Genomic DNA, 17,905 nt, shown 5'->3' on the forward strand with positions numbered 1-17,905 from the left:
TTTGTGTTTGTTTGTGCGGTGTCCCCGCGGCGCCCCCCGGGGGGGGGGGGGGGGGGGGGGGGGCCCCCCCCCCCCCCCCCACCACTTCGTTGATTTCGTAAGGCAGGCGCTGGCGCAACAGGCCGAGCACCCAAGGCTGGATCAGCGACAGCAAGGCAAGCTGCTGGCCACTGAACCGCTGCTTGCTGCCCAACGACAGGCACAGCGTGCGATCGCCTTCGAGCTGGCAATTGAACTGGACTTCGTCGGATACAACGTTCAGGCGAAAGTAACGCTGGTAATACTCGGTCAACTCGAAATGTTCCGGTGCCACTTCCGACAGGCGATACAGCCCGGTGCGCGACTGCTCGCGACAAGCGATGTAGAACGGATCGAGCAGGTACAACCCGCGCAGATAGTCCTGGAACAACTGATCGGGGCTGCCATCCGCGCCCGGGCATTCGGCAAAAACCTGCGGGCGTTGATCGGCGCTGAAAAGCAGTGCCACCCAACTGTCGAAGGGTACGTACTGATCCAGCAAACGGACCAGCTGCGTCCAGAAATTGGGCTTGTCCAAGGCGTCGATCAGTTGCCCGACCGAGCGGTGCCACGCGATGTCGTCTAATGAAAGTGTCATGCCTCTACCCCTATCGGGTTACCCCAGCGGCGTGATTTCCCGGCCCTGGGCTTGCTGCGCATACTGGCGCACAGACACCGTCCGGGCAATCTTTCCGCCAGCCTGGTCAAGAACAAGGAATACCCATGAAAGTCGAACTCGCCCAATTGGCGGGCCGTGATAACGACACGACCTACAACCTGGAACGCGCGCTTGCGGCGATTGCCGCCTGTGCTGCCGACACGCAAATGATCGTGTTTCCCGAAACCCACCTGATGGGCTTTCCGTCGGTCGAGACGTTGGCCGAAACCGCCGAGCCGCTGGACGGACCGACCGTCAGTGCGGTGCTTGCTGCGGCCCGGGAACGTGATATTGCCGTGGTGATCGGCGTGGCCGAGAACGATCGCGGCCGTTTCTACAACACCACGCTGTTGATCACACCAGAGGGCATTGCCCTGAAATATCGCAAGACGCATCTCTGGGCGTCGGATCGCGGAGTATTCGAGGCCGGTGACCGTTACGCGACATGCGAGTGGAATGGTGTGCGGGTCGGCCTGCTGATCTGCTACGACATCGAATTCCCGGAAACTGCCCGCGCCCTGGCGCAATTGGGGGCCGAGCTGCTGATCGTCACCAACGGCAACATGGACCCCTATGGCCCGACTCACCGCACCGCGATCATGGCCCGCGCCCAGGAAAACCAAGCGTTTGCGCTGATGGTCAATCGCGTGGAAGAGGGTGATGGCGGGTTGGTGTTTGCAGGCGGCAGTGCGTTGGTCGACCCGCTCGGCACCTTATTGTTCGAGGCGGGGCGTGATCAAGGCCAGTTCTCGGTGGAACTGGACCTGAACCAGCTGACGGCGGCGCGGCGTGATTACCGGTACCTCGATGATCAGCGGCTGAAGATGCCAGGGGAGATTGTCGAGCATGCCTGCGGAGTGCGGGAGCTACTGATTCCTTCGCGTTGATCCTGATCCTGTGTTGCCGGGGCTGACGCCTTCGCGGGCAAGCCCGCTCCCACCCGGTTGTAAGAATGCCCGAGATCCAATGTGGGAGCGGGCTTGCCCGCGAAGAGGCCCTGACAAGCAACACATTCCTGTTGGCCAAAACCAGAACAACAACGTAACACCCGAAAACCTTGTGCCGAACTCGGCTCTGCCATAAATCTAATAATTCGGAGTAGTCGCTCATGGCTCATTTGCAACGCACCCTGTCACTGGGGTCGGTGGTGCTGTTCGGCATCGCTTACATGACACCGATCATTGTTCTCGGTACCTTCGGCATCCTCGCGCAATCCACTACAGGCATGGTCCCCGCCGCTTACCTGGCGGCATTGGTGGCGATGTTTTTCACCGCGATGAGCTACGGCCGAATGGCTGCGGCGTTCCCCGTCGCCGGTTCGGCCTATAGCTACGTGCGCAAGGCGATCAGCCCGAAACTGGGTTTCATCGCCGGTTGGGCGGTATTGCTCGATTACCTGTTCCTGCCCATGGCGATCTGGCTGATCGGCGCGGCCTACCTGCACTCCGCGTTCCCGGCCTTGCCACAGTGGCTCTGGGTGCTGGTGTTCATCGGCGTTACGAGCGCGATCAATATTGTCGGTCTGAAATTGGCCAATGGCATCAACGCGCTGTTGATGCTGGTGCAGTTCCTGGTCCTGGTCGCCTTCGTTGCGCTGTGCGTCCATTACGTCGCAGGGGACGCGAGCACACCGTTGTGGTCGATCAAGCCGTTCTTCAACGGTGACATGCAGATGCCGCTGATCATGAGCGGTGCAGCTATCGCTTGTTATTCGTTCCTCGGGTTTGACGCGGTCAGTACCTTGACCGAGGAAACCCGCGACCCGCGCCGTACCATCCCGCGAGCGATCATGCTGATTACCCTGATCGGCGGATTGATCTTCGTCAGCGTGTCGTACTTCGTGCAGATCGCGCACCCGTCGTTCCAGTTCGACAGCGTCGACGCGGCGGCCTACGAAATTGCCCGCAACATCGGTGGCGACCTGTTCGTGTCGATCTTCCTGATCGGCCTGATCGTCGGCCAGTTCGCGTCGGGGCTGTCAGCCCAGGCCAGCGGCTCGCGGCTGTTGTTCGCCATGGGCCGTGATGGCGTGCTGCCAAAATCGTTCTTCGGTACCTTGCATGAGCGCTTTGGTACGCCGGTCAACAGCATTCTTTTATGCGCCGTGGTCGCTTTGCTGGCGCTGAAACTGGACGTCACTACATCAACCTCATTCATCAACTTTGGCGCGTTCCTCGCGTTCAGTCTGGTGAACCTGTCAGTGATTTTTCATTACTGGATTGGAGCAGAGAGGAAGGGGCTGCGTGAACTCGTGCTGTTCCTGCTGTTCCCGTTTATCGGCCTGGCGGCGGATGTATGGCTGATGGTCAGCCTCGATCACTCAGCAATCTACCTGGGCCTGAGCTGGCTGGCGATTGGCGTGGTGTACCTGGCGGTGCTGACCGGAGGCTTCCGTCGCCAGCCACCGGAGATGGATTTCCAGGAAGCCGCGTAACTCCTTGCGCCCCGTGGGATCAGTTGAAATCTTGCGGGGGCATTCAGGGAACCCCAGAAACAAGAAAGCCCGCACTAGGCGGGCTTCTTGTTGTTCAAAGACATTCAAGAATGTCTTTGAACAGGACTTGGTGGCTACACAGGGACTTGAACCCCGGACCCCAGCATTATGAATGCTATGCTCTAACCAACTGAGCTATGTAGCCAAGTGGCGCGCATTATTCCCTTGCGGTGGAGATGTGTCAAGCGCAAATCAAAAATATTTCTCTGCACTTTCAACCGCTTATCCATCCCTGCGACAAACGCCCATCAACCGAGTTGAAATCTCCCTGTGTTTGCACTCAAGGCCTGGCTGCCTTGGCTCAAGGTATCCGCCGCCAGGTTCACGGCGCGGGCGCCTTCGAGCAGGCGCATGGCGGCCTGGTCGACCTGCTGGATATTGCCGCTGACTTCGTCAGCCGTGCTGGCTTGCTCATCAACCGCAGTGGCGATTTGCGCCAGGGTATCGGTCACGCTTTGCACGGCGCTGGCAATTTCGCCGAGGCGTTCGCCAAGGCCGGTGACCGCTTGGGCGTCGGTCTGGGCCTGGCCGCAGGCCGCTTCCATCAGGCTGACGGCTTCGTTGACCGTCGCGCGCAGGCTGTCGACGGTGCCGGCGATCTGCTGCGTGGAGGACTGGGTGCGTTGCGACAGGCTGCGCACTTCGTCGGCCACGACGGCGAAGCCGCGGCCCTGTTCTCCGGCGCGAGCGGCTTCGATGGCGGCGTTGAGCGCCAGCAGGTTGGTCTGCTCGGCCACGCCACGAATGGTGTCGACCACCAGTTGGATCTGCTGGCCCTGTTCGCTGACCCGGCCCAGCGCGGCGGCGGTCTCGTTGAGCCGCTGGTTGAGCTGCTGGATGCTCGCCGTGGTGCGTTGGCTGTCGCGGCTGCTGTCGGCCGCGATGCGGCGGGTCTGCTGGGCGCTGTCTGACGCCTGTTCACAACTTTTCGCGACGCCTTGGGAGGTCGCGGCCAGTTGTGTCGCGGCGGCGGCAATCTGGCTGATCTGCATCTGCTGCGCCTCGACTTCACCCAGGGCGCCGCTGGAATGCGTGTTGAGGGTGCGCACGGCGTCGCTCAGTTGCAGTGTTTCGTGATCCACGCCCAACAGGCTGTTGCGCAACTGGACCACGGCGACATTGAGGGCGGTGCTGATCGCTGCCAGTTCGTCCCGGCCCTGCACCGGCACTTGCAGGCTCAGGTTGCCATCGCGCAAGGCTTCGGCCAGCAGGGTGATGCCACTGGCGCTGCGGCGGATAGAGGCTTGCAGGCAAACGAAGAGATACAGCGCGGCCAGCAGCAGGCAGCCGAGCACAATGGCCACCAGAGTGAACTGACGGATGGCCGAGCCATGGTATTGGTCCAGGCGGGTATCCAGCGCGACCAATGATTGTTGGCGCAAGGTCGCCAGATCGACGAGGAGGGCGTCCATGTGTTTCTCGAAGCCTTCCGGCTTGAGGTTGATGGAACCGCCGAACACGCCGTCATCCAAGACTTTCAAACCGCTGTCGAGATTCTTGAGGCTGCCTTGGAATTGACCAGCCCAGCTTTGCAATTCGCTCGGCAGGCGGGTTTCCAGAAGTGCACCGGTCTTGACCAGTTGGTCCCGTGCGTCGCCAATGCGGCTGCGCAGGTCACGCAGTTGCAAGCGGCTCTGCAGCGTGAATTGGCCTGACACCACCGAGGCTTGGCCAACGCTGGCCAGGCGCCCGACACGTTCGATCAGGTCGGGTGTCTGCTGGGTCGAGATTTGTGTCAGCAGGTAGGTTTCCAGCCAGGACGCGAGCGTCAGGCGATTGTCCATGACGATCTGTTCGCGCAGGGCTTGCAACGCGCCCAGGGCGGCGGTGAAACGGTCATAGCCGTCCGGCCACCAGCCCACGCTGCCCAGGCTTTTGGAATCCAGGCCGTTGAGGCAGGTTTGCAAAGCCTGGTAGCGGGCGAGGGTGTCGGCTTCGGCGCCTTCGGTTTGCAAAGTGGCGCCCAGGTCGGTGGCGGCCTGGTTGAGCGCCGGCTGCACGGCGTCGAACGCCGCCATGGCGGCCAGCGTCGCGGGAGTGGGTTGTCGATTGGTTTCGGTGGCGCGCCAACGGGCCGCGCGATTGCGCTGGGCGGTCAGCAGATTGTCCAGGTTATCCAGCGCCAGCAATTGACGCACCCCGGCGCGCTCCCCGGAAATCAGGCTGAGCTTGTCGCGGTAATCCTGGCCGATGAGCCACAAGCTGCCCATGAGCGGCAGGATGAATAACAGGAACAACAGCTGGAATTTACGGGCGAAACCAAAATGCCCCAGCAACCGGATCCCCGGTGATAGAAAAGCCTGCATGCCCATACTCCCCTGAACACCCTTGCACCGAATTTGTGCGTTTTTACACAGGTGCTGAAACAGGTGTTCTCTTAAAAGGCCTCGAAAGCTTGTCCAGGCCGGCTCTGTAGGCCTGCTCTGTAGCGAAACTTCCCATTCTCGATCCCCTTTGTAAGGGGATCACGTCTTAGAGCATTAGCAAGGCAAGATTCAGACCATGGCGTTGCGCTATCACCTTGTTTTTTATAGGTCGATAGCAAGCTAAGGGGATAGCCTTGCCATGGTGAAAAATGGCACATTGATGCGCCTGCCTTGTGCACCCACCCGCCGTATGGAAACTCCCATGGCTATCAGCAATACCCAGGCCGACATGACGTCGGCAGCCGCGACGCCCCAAAGCAGCCCACTGGTCATGCGCATCATTGGTGCGGTGGCGCTGGCGCATCTGATCAACGACCTGATCCAGGCGGTCTTGCCGTCGATCTATCCGATGCTCAAGGACAGCTACGGCCTGACATTTACCCAGGTTGGCCTGATCACGTTGACCTTTCAGCTCACCGCTTCGCTGCTGCAACCCTGGGTGGGTTATCACACCGATCGGCATCCCAAGCCATGGCTCCTGCCGGCGGGAACGGTATGCACATTGGTCGGCATCGTGATGATGTCGATGGTCGGCAGTTTTGCCTTGATCCTGCTGGCCGCCGCGTTGATCGGCATCGGCTCGTCGACCTTCCACCCCGAAGCGTCGCGGGTGGCCCGGCTGGCTTCCGGGGGCCGCTATGGCTTGGCCCAGTCGACTTTCCAGGTGGGCGGTAACGCCGGCTCTGCCTTCGGCCCGCTGTTGGCGGCGGCGATCATCATCCCTTACGGGCAAGGCAACGTGGCCTGGTTCGGCCTGTTCGCGCTGTTTGCCTTGTTCGTGCTGTACCGCATCAGCCGCTGGTACGCCAATCACCTGAACCTGTTCAAGCTCAAGCAAGGCCAGGCAGCGACCCACGGGTTATCCAAGGGGCGCGTCCTCGGTGCGCTCGTGGTGCTCGGGCTGTTGGTGTTTTCCAAGTACTTCTACATGGCCAGTTTCACCAGCTACTTCACGTTCTACCTGATCGAGAAGTTCGACCTGTCGGTGGCCTCTTCGCAGTTGCACCTGTTTCTGTTCCTGGGCGCGGTGGCGGCGGGAACGTTCTTTGGCGGCCCGATCGGCGACAGGATAGGGCGTAAGGCGGTGATCTGGTTCTCGATCCTCGGCGTGGCGCCATTCACCCTGATCCTGCCTCACGTCGACCTGCTGTGGACCAGCATTCTCAGCATAGTAATCGGCTTCATCCTGGCCTCGGCGTTCTCCGCGATCGTGGTGTATGCCCAGGAACTGGTGCCAGGCAACGTCGGGATGATCGCAGGCGTATTCTTCGGCCTGATGTTCGGCTTCGGCGGGATTGGCGCCGCGCTGCTGGGGCATCTGGCAGATATTCGTGGCATTGAATACGTGTACTGGCTGTGCTCGTTCCTGCCGTTGTTTGGGGTGTTGGCGATCTTTTTGCCCAGGACAAAAAAAGCCTGAGCAATCTCCAGCCAGACGGCTCGGTGTTCCTGGGGAAACACCGAGCTCTTGGCGGCCCGAGTCATGAATAACCGGTACTAAAGTCTCGATCTGTATGAGCCTTAAGTTGGCTCTTGTACAAATACCGCTCGTGCTAATTTGCCTGCGTGGCAAATGGTTGGAATGGACTCTGCGGCAAATATCCAGGGGTCGCTTTACGGTGACTGGATAGCGGATTCACATTCTTTCCGCGAAGGCCTTCGTTTCCGGAGGTCTTCGGCTCCTGACGTTGAATGTCCTTTATCGTCCCTCGGACGCATAGAGTGAATCTGCGCGCCATCTCCCCACGTTCAACCAATAACCAGCTGTATCGCCATGCCCGGCCATCCACTTCGGTGCATGACGTAAGCAGCGTCAGTCGTATTCGCCGAGTCGTGCACGCGGTGGCTGCCGGCGTTCTTCATGGCGGCGCGAAAAATAGAATCGGGTGGGGAATGATATGAAGTTCACGTCGTTGCAGGCACGCATTTGTGTCACGGCGGGCGCATGCCTGTTTGTTTCGTCTGTCAGCCTGGTTGTCTACGGGCTCTTTACTGCCCGGTCGAATGAGCAATATGTCGCGAGCGAGGTCAGTGCGCTGGTTGAAAAATCAACCATCCGGGAAATCCAGAACCTGGCCGAATCCCGTGCCAACGCCATCCAGGCCAAGCTGCAGAATGCATTGGATGCAGCACGCACAATGGCCAATACTTTTGCCGCCAGCAAGGCTTCGCAAAGCCCCCTGGCATTGGGCCGTGAACAGATCAACAGCGTGCTGCTCAATGTGCTCAAGGACAACCCTGACTTCAACGGCACCTATTCCTGCTGGGAGCCAAATGCGCTGGACGGGCAGGACCCCGGGTTCCGCAACGCACAAGACGGCAACAACCCCGTGACCGGACGTTTTACGCCTTACTGGACGCGCAGCGCCGATGGTCATGTCGCGGTGCAACCGTTGGTCGAGTATGACTCGGCCGACCGCCATGCCAATGGTGTGCTCAAGGGCGGGTGGTACAGCGGCCCGCGCGACACCCTGAAGGAAAGCGTGTTGGACCCCATTCCCTACGTGGTGCAGGGGAAAAATGTCTGGCTGACCACCTTGTCGGTGCCCATCGTCTCCGAAGGGAAATTCTACGGGGTGGTTGGCGCTGACTTCGACATCGCCTTCATCCAGAAACTCAGCGAGCAGATGTCTGCCGACCTCTATGGCGGCAAAGGCACGGTATCGATCCTGAGCAACCAGGGGCTGGTGGTCGCGGACAGCCAGCGTACCGACTTGATCGGCCAGCCTATCAAGGCCCTCTTGCCCGATTCCTGGGAAAAGGTGCTGGGCGATATCCAGGGCGGTCGAGGGGATGGCCTGCTGAATGCGCAAACCCAGAATATCGAAGTGCTGATGCCGATTGTGCTCGGCCGTACCGGCAAACCCTGGGCGGTGTTGATTCGCCTGCCCAAGGCCGTGGTCATGAGCCAGGCCATCGCCTTGGAGCAGGAGCTGCAGGCGCGCAGCCTCGACAACAGTATCTGGCAGGTGTCGGTAGGGTTGGTCATTTCATTGTTGGCCCTGGCCGCCCTGTGGTATGCCGCCGCCAAGATCGTCGGGCCGATTCGCGAGGCGGCTGCCTTGGCCGCGACCATCAGCCTCGGGGATTTTTCGCGCCGACTGGTGCAGCAGTCCGAAGATGAAGTCGGGCAGTTGTCGGCCGCCCTGAACGATATGTCCGAGAGTCTGCAACGGCAGGTGAGGGTGGCGGAGCGCATTTCCGAAGGTGACCTGGATCTGCAGGTCCGGCTGTCTTCGCCCCAGGACACGTTGGGCAAGTCGCTGGAGAAAATGGTCAGCAACCTGAACCAGTTGATTTCCGAAGTTCAGGCCAGCGCCACCCAGATCACCGGCAGCTCGACGCAGGTGACCGACCTGAGCCAGTCACTGTCCGAGGGCGCCTCCAATTCCGCCTCGTCCATCACCGAGATCAGTGCGGTGATGACGCAAATGGCCGCCCAGACCCGGGACAACGCCGCCAATGCCAAGAAAGCCGATGAGCAATCCCAGGCTTCACGCGCCGATGCGGGGGAGAGCGATAAGCTGATGAGTGAGCTGATCGCCGCCATGGCCGAAATCGATAACTCGGGCAAGGACATCACGGCCATCATCACCACCATCGATAACATTGCCGCGCAAACCAACCTCCTCGCGCTCAATGCGGCGATCGAGGCTGCGCGGGCAGGTGAACTCGGCCGTGGTTTCGCGGTGGTGGCGGACGAAGTGCGCAGCCTGGCCGCCCGCAGCGCCGAGGCGGCCCAGCAGACAGCTGCGCTGATCGCCGATTCCTCGAGCAAGACCCAGCGCGGCATGATCATCGCCGGCCGTACCGCCGAATCGCTGAAGAATATCGTCAGCGGGACCAGCGAAGTCTCCAGCCTGGTTTCGCTGATCTACCAGGCCTCCAGCGAGCAGGCTTCAGGCTTGCAACAGGCGAGCATCGGGCTCGAACAGATCGACGAGGTGACCCAGAAGAACCAGTCGAACTCCCACGAATGTGCCATCGCCGCCAAGGATCTCTCCGAGCGAGCCTCGTTGATGCAGCGTGTGCTTGGGCGGTTCAAGGTGAAAGTTTCAAGGTAAAAAAAGGTCAGCGGGGAGGCTTTTTGCTATCCTGCGGGCCCTTCTTCACGGACGAATACCGAGACCTGCCATGGCTAACGACACGCCGTCACGCATCGGACAGACACTGCTGGGATTGCTTTTCGCGCTGATTGGCATTGGTTTGTTGGGCGCCGCCTTCAATCTGGCGCTCGATCGGCGCGAGTTTCTTGCTCGCGCCGAAATGGCTGATGGCATTGTCAGCCACTTGAATGCCGGTGGTTCGCATCCCGAGATCGCCTTCACCACCGCAAGCGGCGAAAAGATTTCCTACCCTCAGGGCGGCTTTATCTTCGGTTATCAGAAAGACCAGCCGGTGCGGGTGCACTATTCGCCCGAGCAGCCGGCCGGCAGCGCCATCGTCGATGATCGGGGTGCCTTGTGGGGGACCTCGGCATTATTGGGCGGCATCGGTTTGGTATTCACTCTGGTAGGACTATTGAAAGTCACCCGCCAGCGCGGTCGCGGCGCGGCTCATTCACTTAAAGGACTTTGAACGCATGAGCTACAACATCCCTATTCCGGTCAATGAAAGTCGTTGGCAATACCAGACCGCCAGCGGTGGCGGTCTGACCGTGGTCATGGTGGCGGGCAGCGGCGGGTCGATCATCCTGCGTTCGCCCCAAGGCGAGGACGTCAGCTACCGCTATGGCGGCGTCGGCGTGGGTGTCGGATTTGGTGCGCGGCTGCCGCGTTTCGGCAAGATCAATATCCAGATCAAAGGCAAGGGCGTAAGTGGGGCGGGTGCGGCAGAGGCGTTCCCCAGCACCGGCAAGGTGTTTGTCAGCGATGCCCTGGTCGATCGCGACCTGACCAGCGACGACATCACCGGCCCTTGCATGTACACCGAAGTGGGCGTGGGCCTGGTGGTCGGTGGTTCGGCCACAGCGCTGCTGTTCGGACTCGATCCCAAGCTGTTGGCACTGTCGGTGGCCTTGAGCTCCAATCCGGCGACCTCGCTCATCGCGTCGACCACGGTCAACCGGCAACTGGCACGTTCGGCCAAGGGCGCGGTGGTCATGGCCGGCGTGAACGCCGGTTTGCAGGCCGGTGGCGGCGCGGCGATCTACATGGGCTATCTGTTCTAGTTGCGGCTGGGCGCAGGTAACGTTTGGAGAGGACTCAGTGCGTCTGATTAGAGCACTGAGTCTTGGTGCTCGGCCTAGCCGTTCATAACGGATCGTTGTGCACGGCGGGCAGAGCTGCGGGGTCTGGCGTGGGCAAGTCCTCGCCGACGAATGTCGGCCTATCCCTCTGCGTCCCTCCAGGAATATGCGCACGCCGCACCTGCAGCGACGCGTCCCCTGCGCAGGACAGCCGTTTGCCGAAGGCCAGGAAGCGGCCTTCGAGCACTTCGCCGCCGAAGGGACGCAGGGGGGCGCCCAGGCGTATCAAGGGCATCATGAGGCGACCTCCCCATCAAACTCCACCAGCACGCCGGCCAGCCGCAGTATTTCGTCGGTCCGCTCGAGGCGCCGCAGATGGTCGTCCAAGGCGATCTGTTTCTTCTGCTCGATCACCACTTCGCCAATATGACGCGTCGGCTGCAGGATCTTTTCCGCGCCCGGCAGGAACGGCACCACCGCACCGCTGACCTTGTCGATCACCTGATAACCAATGGTCGCCGCACCCATGCCGGCGGCCAGCCCGCCCACGGCGCCCAGCGTGCCGCTGCGCTTGATGCCATACACCGTGGCGCCCGCCAGCACCGCCACGCCCAGCATCCGCCCGGCGACCACCACCGGCGACAGGGCACGGCTGTTCTCGTTGCCGAAATAGGTCATTCGATAGAAAAAGTAACCGGCCCACAGCTCTCGGGACGCCAACTTGTCGTGCATGAACCAGGCCCGCGAGTCGTGGATGTGGTCATCGAACAACGCCACCAGCAGCGCCAGGCCCGGCTTCCGGCTGGGCAAACCGAACCTGTCCAGGAACAGCTGCTCCTTGCGCAGCTCGCCCGCCGCCTTGATGCTCGCGTGGTCACGCACCTCATCGTTCTCGTTGAGCAGGTACATCGTGTCGCGCAGAACCACGTCCAGGACAGAGCCCTTCCAACTGGTCTGCTCGCGACCGATGTCCAGGTAGTCGTGCTTGAATTCAGTGGCAGCCTGGCTGAGCTGGGTCTGATCGATCTGCGGCTCGTAGATCGGCGGGCCGGGATGATTCATCGCTGCGGTGGGTGCTTTCTGGCGGTTTTTCAGCGCGGCCCGTTTCTGGTCTTCATATTCGCGACGCTGTTCGGCCGTATCGTAGGCGGTGGCTTCGTTGGCCTCGGTGAAGAAAGGTTGATGCTTGTAGCTGTCGTTGTATTGATAGCGGTCGCCGATCTTGTTGAGGTCGTTGGCAAAACGGCCGATGCGCCAGCCGGTGATCCAGCCCAATTGATCGGCCAGGGTGTCTTCGACGGTGGTGGTGAGGAGCAGAGGGTGGTAGCCGTCGGTGGAGGGGCTGCTGTTCTGATCTTCGGGTGGAACGGTATGCAGGGTTTGGTGGTGCCAGGCGTTGAAGCGTTCGATGACTAGAGGGCTTATATCGAATTCTTCTGTCACGTCCAGCCCCAGGACCCGCCAATTTTTCTGACTTTTCAGGCTGTCCGGCAATACTGCCTCCGGTACCTTTAATGGCGCTCCGGCAGCGAAGGCTGCGGCATACAGATCGTGCAGGACGATCTGCGACACCAGTTCATTCGTACCGCCACGTGCCTTGCCCTGATCATTTTTCGGGTAGCCACCGCCCACGTCGGAGTGCACGCCGGGGTACACCACTTCATAAGTATTGGGCGGGTACTTGCCATCCTCGTTACGGACCGAGTCCAGCGGGAAACAGGCACGTTGTTCGAACGCCGCGACAAAATGCCGACAGCATTTGACGAAGTCGGGAAACGTTTTTGCGTCCGGCAATAGCTGGGTGTCATCCGCCCAATCCATGTGCCCGGCAAAAAACGGCGTGACATGGGCAATACCTACCGACGCCACGGTGTCCAGCAGGCCGAGGAACTCGATGCTTACCGGCAGCCCCAACAGTGTCTGTTCCGGGTTTTCGGCCCCGTCCGGCGTGTCGAACAACTGGCTCAACCAGCTCACGAAAGTGCGTGCTTCCGCCGCGCCGCGGGAAAAACCATAGACGAAGAGCTTGACGCCCAGCACTTCAGGTCTGGTTTTGGGGACGTAGGGCCTCAATGGTTCCAGCAGGCCCTTCATGACTTGGCGCCGCCGACCGGCGCCGAAAATGCTCATCATCGGAGCTTTGTACGTATCCATGGATTCGACGGCTTTCGCCCGTCGATCTTGTGACAAAGGCGTTTTGATCAGGGCTGTGTGCAAGGCATCAGCCAAAGAGACCAAGGCCCAATTGATACGGTCTTCGCCACCCGTGGCGAACTTCAATCCATCCTCGCTGTAATCCAGTTCGCCAATTTCTGGAAAGGGAGTGCCGACACCGGGCATGTAGTACGAAAAGTAGCCACGCTCTTTTGCTAACGTACCTCTAAGTGAGGCGTGGAACAGCTTCGCAATATTGCTTGGATGCTCTTTCTTGGTATCGTTGTCCTCGTTGTTGTTGGTCCCGTCAAAAAAGAGGCTGATATGCAAACTGTGGCAGCACGCAGAGTGCCGTTTTTGCCCTCGGGCGTTGAACGTTTGACGAAATAGATTCTTTTCCTCAAGCTGCTTATTGTAGTTTGCGGTCACCTTCCGTATGTCTGTGGGCAAGCGTCCACCGACGGGAAAGATAGGTGGTGCCCAGGCCTTGCTCTTCGAATTAGTATCTTTTATTTCGGACATACAACAGGCTCCTTCGCTTCCAAGGGATCATTTATCGGATAATTGGGCTGACCGTATACCGCGCACGCAGTAGTAACCTTCACCTGGTTACAAGTCAGAAAATGCACTTTCAAATCGCAGGACTCCGTTCCCGGCCATTGTGGAATTTCTACCGTAGCGTGATGCTGTTGATAATTAGTTTTATGCTTAACCATAAAGGCTCGGAACTCATCCGTTCCTAATGGTGGTGCATCCGCGAAAGGATCGGGATCCACCTCCCATTCGATATGAGCGATCAGACCGGGGCGCCATTTGGTCGGCATAATGATGCAACAGGAACTTCCTCCCCCTCCGTCAGCCCGATATCCGTTCACCGACAACCAATTAATCGCATTCAACGTATGATTAACGGCCTCTATGTTTCCTCCCGCCATTTCACTTTCCGCAGAAGAGCAGCCATACAACATCAATCCCAGCAATGCATATAGCCCCCGTTTCCTTAGCATCGACAACCCTAGGTCCTTGTCCGCCTTCGAGTTGTTTTCTATTTCGGGCATATGGCGGGCTCCTTCATTTCCAAGCGTTCTTTAATGGGGTTGTGAGGTGAACCGTACCCCCAACAAGAAGTAGTGACCTTGATTTGATTACAAACAAGGAAATGGACTTTCAAACCGCAGGAGTCCGTTCCTGACCACTCCGGAATTTCCACCGTGGCGCTGTGGTGCTGATAATTGGCTTTATGCTTTATCTGAGCCGCTCGATAACCGTCACTCCCCAACGGAGGCCATTTCGAATATGCGTAAGGATCTGTATCAACCTCCCATTCGACATCAGCCATCAAGCCGGGACGCCACTTCGTCGGCATGATGACGCAACAGGAACTTCCTCCCCCTCCGTCAGCCCGATATCCGTTGACCGACAACCAATTAATTGCATTCAACGTATGATTGACGGCTTCTATATTCCCTCCCGCCATTTCATTTTCCGCAGAAGAGCAGCCAGACACCATCAACCCCAGCAAGGCATAAGAGCCTCGCGCCATCGACTTACAGAACATCAACTGCCTCATGGCAAAGTCCTTTTCATTTGCATTTCAAACGCGGAACCGTCTCGTCCGCACGGTTCCTTCCATGCGATCTGTTACGCAGCAATATCTCTCGCTATCAACACCGAGCCGCCCTTAAGAGTTAACAAGCGAAGTTCCCTTCACGTAATCATCGAGTTTCCCGAAGTAATTCTCTTTGCCTGCCTGCACAGCCAACCGATATAACAAGGCGAAACGCTCTTCCTTACTGTCCTCAAGATGGTCAAATTCGCCGCCATTCAACATCTGCTGCGCATCGGAAATGCAGCCAATCAGGTCGCATTGTTCATCGCTCAGTTCGACAAAGGGCGGCACTTCGATGCTGCCCCGTGCCTGACCGGCGCCCCGTCGCCATTGCGGCTGGTCATCCCGGTCCAGCCAAGTCCAATAGCTGACGGGGAGCAGGTACTGAATCCGTTGCTCCTCGCTCAAGATGGAGGAAATCAGCAGAGGAAAGATTCGGGGGTCGTAGTACCGCAACAAACCGGGTTGCCCGCCCCACTTCATTTGGGACAGGGCTTGCAGGGCGTGGCTGAGCGCATCGAAGGGCAATGGCGAGATCGCGACCAGCAACCGTGCATCGGTTGCACAGTGAGTCATGAGTTGTTCCAGCCAGGCGCGATGTTGCCAATGCGCCAGATTCAACCGAATCAATAGCGGCGCCTGCTCCAGCAGGTTTTCCTCCGGCGTACCGGTAAACAACGAGTGCCATGGAATCTCTGGGCTTATTTGCTTCAGGGCCGGGATGGCGCAATGGCCCCAATCAGACTGATCCAGCAGAAGGTCCACTCGCGGTATGTCCGAAGCCATACAGACGTGTTCAATCTGTTTTTGCCATTCGCTTGGCGTTGCCATATGCGTGTACTCCTTTTCTTAACTTTCGCGCGGAAGAATTCCAACAGCGTTTTCGCGGGCCACCTTGAGGCAGTCCTCACACACCGACTGCGGCAACTCCGGCAACGCAAAACTCTGCCCGGCCGGGAGTTCCCAGACATGCTGCCCCTTGAGGTTCAGCTTGCCGGGGCTGTGGATGTCGATCGCGCCGCTCGGGTTGATCCGGATGAACCCACCGCCACAGGCCAGGGTGATGCCGTTCTTGGCTGTCACCTGCACGTGCCCCTGCACCGACTGCACGCTGATGTCCTGCTGGGCTTTCATGGCCAGCACGTCGCCGTGGGATTCGATTTCCAGCGGGCCTTTGCCCGAGACGAGGCGCAGGCCTTCCTGTTGGGCGAGCAGCGAAATGGCCTGGTTGGCGTGGGCCGACAGGCGCTTGGCGGCCGCGAGGTTGATGTCGTCGTGGCTTTGCAGGTAGAGCGCGTCGCCGCTTTTGAGCAGCAGGCTGGCCGGGGTGACGGCGCCGATGCCCTGGGGGGCGCTGAGCAGGATGGCCGCGGCCTTGAGGTCCTTTGCGTTGGCCTGGAGTTGCTGCAAACCGTCGAGGTCAGGCGTGCGGCTGTGATGGGCCTGGGCGATGTGTTGCCACTCAGCCATCTGGCGCTTGGCGCCTTCGATCTGGGCGGTGGCCGGGTCCATGCTGAGGACGTCACCCTTAGCCTTGACCTGCTCATCCGCACTGATAAACACCCCCCTGCCACCCCGAATCGCCCCCCAGCCATCGGTGCGCAACTCAAACCCTTCCCCACGTTTCTTGCGCGCGGCGTCCACCAGATGCCCCAGGTTCAACTGGCTCTTGCCACTGTGTTCAGTGCTGAGCTTGATGTGCTCCTGCCCCCGCGTGTCGTCCAGGCGCAGTTTGTTGTTGGTCGGGGTGCGCAGGACGTTGCGGCGTTCGTTGCGGGCGGTGACCGGGTCGGGGTGGCGGTCATCGTGCAGGGCGTGGGCGATGTAGGGGCGGTCGGGGTCGCCGTGTTCGAAGGCGATGGCCACTTCGGTGCCGGCCTGCAGCGGGAGGTGCAGGCCGTGGGTGTCGCCGCCGTAGGGTCGGGCCAGGCGCAGCCAGGCGCTTTCGCGGCCGGGTTGCCAGGTGTCACGGTCGAACAGGAAGCGCACTTTGTAGCGGCCTTCGAAGTCGAGGTCGGCGTACGGCGGGTTGACGACCGGGTGGCTGACGCGGGCGGGGATGGTGCCGCTCATGCGCGGCTTGGGCAGCAGCGCTGGGCGAAAGCACACGGTTTCCGAGTAGGGAATGGCTTGGAAGTGGGCGACGAAGCTGCGGTCGCGGGCCGCTTCGGTGCGCAGGCTGACGATCACCGCGCCGGGCCCGAAGGCCTTCGGCGGGCCGCCGGTGATGTCGAGGCGCTGCGCCGGGGCCAGGATGGCGCTGCTGGTGGTGCCGCTGAGGCGGGTCTGGTCGTTGAGGTAGAGCTCATGGCGCAGACGGGCGTAGAAGAAACCGCTTTCGCTTTGCAGGTCTTCGTCCAGGGCGTAGCGCTCGCCCAGCACCGTGTAGGGTTCGCCGTAGTGATAGGCCTCGCCGTAGGTGCCCTTGGCACCTCGGGTGTGGTCGACTTCACCGTCCAGGAAGGCGTGGGCCTCGCGGTGATGGTAGGCGCGAAAGTTGATCCTTTGCTCGACCATCCGGTGGGCGGTCTGCAGGTTCCAGACGGCGTCCTGGCCATCGGCGGACAAGCCCGACGGCGGGCGGCACGGCAACGTGACGCCGCGCTGGTAGTGCCGCTGGTCGTCGTGAAATTCCACCACGTCGATGTTCAGGCGATCGTCGCTGGTGACGCGGTACCAGATGCCGACCTCGGCCAGCAGGCGCTCGACGAAGGCCAGGTCGCTCTCGTCGTATTGCATGACCTGTTCGCGCCGGGGGTACTGGCGCACCAGGTTGAAATAGAACTCCTCGCCACGAAAATCGTGGCGCGTGCGCAGGATGTGCTCGACGATCTCCGGCACCGACTGCTGCTGGTAGATGCGAAACTGCTTGCCGCGCCCAAGCCGCGCGAAACGCGGTTGCAAGGTGATTTCATAGCGGGCTTCGTCGTTGGAGCCGGACAGGCGCTTGAAGCCTGAGATCACCCCATGAAAGGCGCGCAACGGCTTGATCACCGGCGGCGTGAAACCCTTGGGCGTCGGCGGTGGCGGCACGGCGTACAGGTTGAAATAACCCCACCGGTTGAGCACGTCGGTGGCCGCCAGGTCGCGCTCGGTGCAGGTGAATTCGATGCGGTAGAGGTAGGGACGACTCAGGTGTTCTTCGCCGGTGAAGGCCAGGACGTCGAGGTGAGTGTCGACGCCGGAGATTCGCAGGGTGTGGCGGCTGTGGTCGAAGAAGGTCGGGAGTGGGTTAGTCATGGATGCCCCTGGAAAACCACGCTCATGGCGCGTGGTTTTTTGTTGTCGAGGGGACCAGATTGGCTCACGGCGAAGGGCAGATACCATAGGCAAACCGCCCGTTCTGAAAATTCAGAAA

At 60.2% G+C, this 17,905-nt stretch carries 13 protein-coding genes and 1 tRNA gene; 6 read left to right on the plus strand and 8 right to left on the minus strand.

Annotated features, from left to right (window positions below; translation table 11 throughout):
- The coding region (locus JMN22_RS17290; RefSeq protein ID WP_237403213.1) for a helix-turn-helix transcriptional regulator at positions 1-616 on the minus strand (616 nt) is incomplete at its 3' end.
- Between the two features lie 125 nt (positions 617-741).
- Between JMN22_RS17290 and JMN22_RS17295 the strand changes: the two genes are divergently transcribed.
- Both JMN22_RS17295 and JMN22_RS17300 read left to right on the plus strand, forming a co-directional pair.
- Positions 742-1,563, plus strand: a complete 822-nt coding sequence (locus JMN22_RS17295; RefSeq protein ID WP_198796233.1) for a carbon-nitrogen hydrolase family protein — start codon at positions 742-744, stop codon at positions 1,561-1,563.
- A gap of 221 nt (positions 1,564-1,784) precedes the next feature.
- A complete protein-coding gene (locus tag JMN22_RS17300; protein ID WP_198796234.1) occupies positions 1,785-3,110 on the plus strand; it encodes an APC family permease in 1,326 nt (441 codons plus the stop codon).
- A 128-nt stretch (positions 3,111-3,238) separates the two neighbouring features.
- Here JMN22_RS17300 and JMN22_RS17305 read toward each other — a convergent pair.
- Together JMN22_RS17305 and JMN22_RS17310 are read right to left on the minus strand one after the other, a co-directional pair.
- Positions 3,239-3,315: transfer RNA gene (locus JMN22_RS17305), tRNA-Met, on the minus strand.
- A gap of 103 nt (positions 3,316-3,418) precedes the next feature.
- On the minus strand, positions 3,419-5,476 hold the full coding sequence (locus JMN22_RS17310) for a methyl-accepting chemotaxis protein (protein ID WP_198796235.1): 2,058 nt from the start codon (positions 5,474-5,476) through the stop codon (positions 3,419-3,421).
- Between the two features lie 322 nt (positions 5,477-5,798).
- On the opposite strand from JMN22_RS17310, the gene JMN22_RS17315 reads away from it, so the two are divergent.
- From JMN22_RS17315 to JMN22_RS17330, 4 genes are all read left to right on the plus strand, one after another.
- Positions 5,799-7,016, plus strand: a complete 1,218-nt coding sequence (locus tag JMN22_RS17315; protein ID WP_198796236.1) for an MFS transporter — start codon at positions 5,799-5,801, stop codon at positions 7,014-7,016.
- A gap of 478 nt (positions 7,017-7,494) precedes the next feature.
- Positions 7,495-9,660: a methyl-accepting chemotaxis protein gene (locus JMN22_RS17320; RefSeq protein WP_198796237.1), complete on the plus strand. Its 2,166-nt coding sequence runs from the start codon at positions 7,495-7,497 to the stop codon at positions 9,658-9,660.
- Positions 9,661-9,730: 70 nt separating this feature from the next.
- Positions 9,731-10,174 (plus strand): DUF3592 domain-containing protein, encoded by a 444-nt coding sequence (locus JMN22_RS17325; RefSeq protein WP_198796238.1) that lies wholly within the window; start codon positions 9,731-9,733, stop codon positions 10,172-10,174.
- A gap of 4 nt (positions 10,175-10,178) precedes the next feature.
- On the plus strand, positions 10,179-10,766 hold the full coding sequence (locus JMN22_RS17330) for a hypothetical protein (RefSeq protein WP_181289747.1): 588 nt from the start codon (positions 10,179-10,181) through the stop codon (positions 10,764-10,766).
- 312 nt (positions 10,767-11,078) lie between these two features.
- Here JMN22_RS17330 and JMN22_RS17335 read toward each other — a convergent pair whose 3' ends face one another.
- The 5 genes from JMN22_RS17335 to JMN22_RS17355 all read right to left on the minus strand — a co-directional run bounded on the left by JMN22_RS17335 (position 11,079) and on the right by JMN22_RS17355 (position 17,787).
- The gene (locus tag JMN22_RS17335; protein ID WP_198796239.1) at positions 11,079-13,460 is read right to left on the minus strand and encodes a T6SS phospholipase effector Tle1-like catalytic domain-containing protein; all 2,382 of its coding nucleotides are present in this window, start codon (positions 13,458-13,460) and stop codon (positions 11,079-11,081) included.
- The gene (locus JMN22_RS17340) at positions 13,448-13,945 is read right to left on the minus strand and encodes a DUF3304 domain-containing protein (protein WP_030138676.1); all 498 of its coding nucleotides are present in this window, start codon (positions 13,943-13,945) and stop codon (positions 13,448-13,450) included. Before JMN22_RS17340 ends, JMN22_RS17335 begins: the two co-directional genes overlap by 13 nt.
- A 38-nt stretch (positions 13,946-13,983) precedes the next feature.
- Positions 13,984-14,496, minus strand: a complete 513-nt coding sequence (locus tag JMN22_RS17345; protein ID WP_198796381.1) for a DUF3304 domain-containing protein — start codon at positions 14,494-14,496, stop codon at positions 13,984-13,986.
- A 123-nt stretch (positions 14,497-14,619) separates the two neighbouring features.
- Positions 14,620-15,378, minus strand: coding sequence for a DUF4123 domain-containing protein (locus tag JMN22_RS17350; protein ID WP_198796240.1), 759 nt, complete (start codon positions 15,376-15,378; stop codon positions 14,620-14,622).
- 18 nt (positions 15,379-15,396) lie between these two features.
- The gene (locus JMN22_RS17355) at positions 15,397-17,787 is read right to left on the minus strand and encodes a type VI secretion system Vgr family protein (RefSeq protein WP_198796241.1); all 2,391 of its coding nucleotides are present in this window, start codon (positions 17,785-17,787) and stop codon (positions 15,397-15,399) included.
- Between the last annotated feature and the right edge of the window lie 118 nt (positions 17,788-17,905).

It is taken from the genome of Pseudomonas sp. HB05, assembly GCF_016756915.1.
GTDB lineage: Bacteria > Pseudomonadota > Gammaproteobacteria > Pseudomonadales > Pseudomonadaceae > Aquipseudomonas > Aquipseudomonas alvandae.